We start from the raw sequence: 3,952 nt of genomic DNA, 5'->3' as shown, positions 1-3,952 counted from the left end.
TTATAATAATGTTGTATGGAGTGCTTTTCCTGGGCTTCAAGGTCATGTTCTGAACATGCGCGATATTGAACAGGGGCTTGATCAGATCAACCGTTTGAGTTCAGCGCACGCTCAAAGCGAACTTCTTCCAGGGCGTGAAGAAGGGAGCACCATTGTCAATATTAACAATCATCCCGATAAAACTTTCAAGGTTACTGTTTCTCATGACAATATGGGACAATCTTCCACGGGTTATGCGCGTTATAGTGCGGGCTTGAGGGTAGAAAATATTTTAGGGATGAATGATGCGTGGGATTTTAACTATCAACGCAGTCAATTAGATTATTGGGGTGGGAGCAAGCAAGAAGGACATAGCAATAACATTTCAGCGAGTGTGAGTATTCCATATGGTTATTGGACCTTTGGATTGAATGGCACTGTTTATAATTACCAAAGCATTATCCCTGGCAATTTTACCGATATTGAGACGACGGGGGATTCCAGTGAGTTGCACGCCAGTACAAGCAGGGTTCTTTACCGTGATAGTGTTTCCCTTACAACTTTGAATTTAGGTCTTTCTTATAAAAGAACCAACAATTACCTTCTTGGCAATAAGATTGAAGTGGGCAGCCGTCAATATAGCGTCGCCAATTTTGGCATTTCGCATTCGCGCCAGATGTTGGGGGGGACCTGGACCTTTGATGTGAGTTATTTGCAAGGGCTCCCTTTGTTTCATTCAGTAAAGAAACATGCGCCAGGGGCAGGGGATGCGGAGCCACAATTTGCCAAATTTACCGGCACACTCAGTGTCATGACGCCTTTTAAGGTAGGGGGCTTGGACTTTATACTGAGCAATCTTTTGAGTGGTCAATATTCACCGCATAATTTATTGGGGGCTGAGCAGATTTCGTTGGGGGGCGCTTCCAATGTTCGTGGCACACGTGAGAGTTTGCTTTTTGGCAATAACGGTTTTTTTAGCCGGAATGATTTGTTGTTACGCACCATTCCGTGGAACAATCACGCGACCTTCAAAAAGGTTTTTGGTGAACTTCGCCCTTATGTTGGTTTGGATTATGGGCGTGTGTTTTCGCAAGTTTTGTATGGGATTAAGAGTGATCAGCTTGCCGGTTGGACAGCCGGTGTCAAGCTTGCGGGAGGCATATTCTCTCTTGATGCCAGTTATTCCAGTATTTTTTGGAGCACAGTTAAGCACAAAAAATCAGGAACATTTTTTATGACATTAACAATGGAACTTTAAGCGTTTTTTATTGGGGAGTTAACGTATGAGATATGAGAAGAGAGAAGAAAGAGCAGCTTTATTAGGTGTTTTAGTCTCCAGTACGATGCTCAAAAAGGTTTTATTTGGGGGACTTGGTTTTTCTTGTTTGTTAGCCCCTTCAGCGTTACAGGCGCAAATTACTGTGGATCCTAACGCGAATGCCGCCCATCGTCCAGATATAGTGGCAGCGCCCAATGGGGTTCCCTCGATTGATATTGTTACCCCCAATGGCAAGGGCTTATCACACAATAAATATAACGATTTTAATATTGGAAATCCGGGTGTGATTTGGAACAATCATGCACAAGAAGTAGGGCAATCGCAGTTGGGGGGCATTATGCCGGGCAATCCGCATTTGCGTTTCACGGGTTCGGCGAAAGTGATTTTAAATGAAGTGACCAGCAGCAAGCGCAGTGCGCTTCATGGTCCAGGAGAGGTTTTTGGGAGCCCAGCCGATGTGATTATAGCCAATCCCAATGGGATAAGCTGTGATGGTTGTGGCTTTATCAATACGCCCCATGCGACTTTAACCACAGGTGTACCCGAAATTGATGCGAGTGGTTTTTTGAAAGGCTTTGAGGTGCGAGGTGGGGATATTACCTTTGGCGCTAAGGGAGCCAATTTTTTCTCTGGTCAAGGGGCGGTTGATATTGTCGATATTGTCTCACGCACAGTGCATTTTGAAGGAGCTGTTGCGGGCAAGGAGATTGGAGTGACAGCAGGGACGGGTCACTTTGATTATGCTTCACGGGAAATGAAAGAACTGACCGANGGGCAAGGAGATTGGAGTGACAGCAGGGACGGGTCACTTTGATTATGCTTCACGGGAAATGAAAGAACTGACCGATATTACTGGTAAACCGGAATATGCGATAGATGGTTCTGCTTTGGGGGCTCTACAGGCGGACAGAATAAAACTTGTGGCAACGGAAAAAGGTGTTGGGGTTCGTNATATTACTGGTAAACCGGAATATGCGATAGATGGTTCTGCTTTGGGGGCTCTACAGGCGGACAGAATAAAACTTGTGGCAACAGAAAAAGGTGTTGGGGTTCGCATGCGCCATGATATGGCAGCCAATGCGGGGCAGTTGCATCTTTCTGCTGACGGGAAAATCTCGTTGAAGAATGTTTTTGGTCATGGGGGTGTTGTCCTCAAATCGAAAAGCCAGAGCGTATTGGCAAAGCACATCACCTCGAAAAAACATATTGATATTGCCGCCCATAAGGATGTGACGTTAGAAACGGTTGGTGCTGATGGTCATTTGAAGATAGAGGCGCAGGATGGGCTTTTATCGATTGCCGGTAAGGCAACCTCTGGGGGCAATATGGAGCTTTCTTCGCGCCAGACACTTCAAGTTTCAGGGCTAGGGTCAGGTGCTGATATGGCTCTTGAATCGGGCGGAGACTTGAAGCTTGAGGGGATTGTTTTAGCACAAGGGAATCTCAAGGCGCATGCCGGTGGTGATATAAAGGCGCAGCTTTTAGCCGGTGGGGTTGATATGGCGGCAACGGGTGCTGCTGGTGTTGTTGTTCTTGGCACCCAAGGGGATGTTGATCTCCAGAGCAGTCAAGGGGTGATTGTTGCTGAAAGTGTTTATGGAGCAGGAGATATCACCCTAGTTTCTCATAACGGGCTATCTGTTTCTCAAACAATTCTGTCGCATCAAAATGTTGCCATTCAAGCACAACCAGCAACAAATGCTCCCGTTCATTTTGGGCAACTTTTAGCCTATGGCAAGGCAAATATTGAGGGTGGGGCGGTTGACTTTTCTTCGCTGATGACGGGTGAAGAAGCTGTTTTAAAGGTAGGCAGCCTTGATGCAGGCACACTGATGACAGGTGTCGTTTCTACGGGCGGTTCAGGGGATCTTGTTTTAGATGAAAAGGGCTTTCTTTTGATTACAGCAAAAGAAGGGGTGAATGTTGGTCAGATTGCCAGTGGTGGCAATATTGAAATTTTTGCAGGCAACGACATCTATTATGATCAGGTCATAGGCTATGGCAACGCGACATTGACATCGGTATCAGGAGAGATCAGTGTTGAGAATGTGTTGTCTGCTGAGGGGGATGTGAGATTGACGGCAACAACTCTCGATTTAAGCAATAATCGTTCTCATATTTACACGCCGCAAACGCTGTATTTAATTGCAGATCATATTGATGTCTCAGAGAGCGAATTGACTTATGGTGGTTTAGACTTTCAAAGCACCAATGCCCTTGATATTCACAATGCGCGGCTACAAGCCGTAAGAGATGGCGGTGGGACTGGAGATATTCTCTTTATTGCTCCAAGCGTTATGGTTGATGAGACAACGTCGGTTTTAGCAGCCAGAGATTTCGTGATCAAGACGGGGGAGCTTGGAAATAGCGGTCAATTGGCATCGGGGCAGGATTTAGTCTTTAGCGTGACGGGCAATGTGACCAACAACAAAACGGGCTTAATTTATGTGAAGGGCAATGGTGCTTTACAAGTTGATGGGGCTTTGTTGAATGATTTTGGCACCATAATGGCAGAGGGTGATTTGGGTTTAACCAATGCGGCTGGCAGCGGAAAAAGCCTTTCCCTTGTCAATAAAGCAGGCTTTATTCAAGCGGGTGGAAACTTAAATATCCAAACCAACAGTCTCAAAAACGAAGCCGATAGCACGCCTGTCATAACAGAAAAAACGGAATATAGCGATATTTCTTTCCAAA

General features: G+C 45.8%; 1 protein-coding gene and 1 pseudogene. Both read left to right on the top strand.

The window, feature by feature from the left end:
• Nucleotides 1–1,237: ShlB/FhaC/HecB family hemolysin secretion/activation protein (locus tag ACFIMX_RS07625; RefSeq protein ID WP_375694276.1), on the top strand; the 1,237-nt coding region annotated here is incomplete at its 5' end.
• A 25-nt stretch (nt 1,238–1,262) separates the two neighbouring features.
• Nucleotides 1,263–3,952, top strand: a pseudogene (locus ACFIMX_RS07615) (filamentous hemagglutinin N-terminal domain-containing protein); the annotation flags it as partial.

The sequence above is a fragment of the Bartonella sp. AD24XZML genome, from assembly GCF_042196485.1.
GTDB lineage: Bacteria > Pseudomonadota > Alphaproteobacteria > Rhizobiales > Rhizobiaceae > Bartonella.
This window is presented reverse-complemented; position numbering and strand designations above follow the sequence as displayed.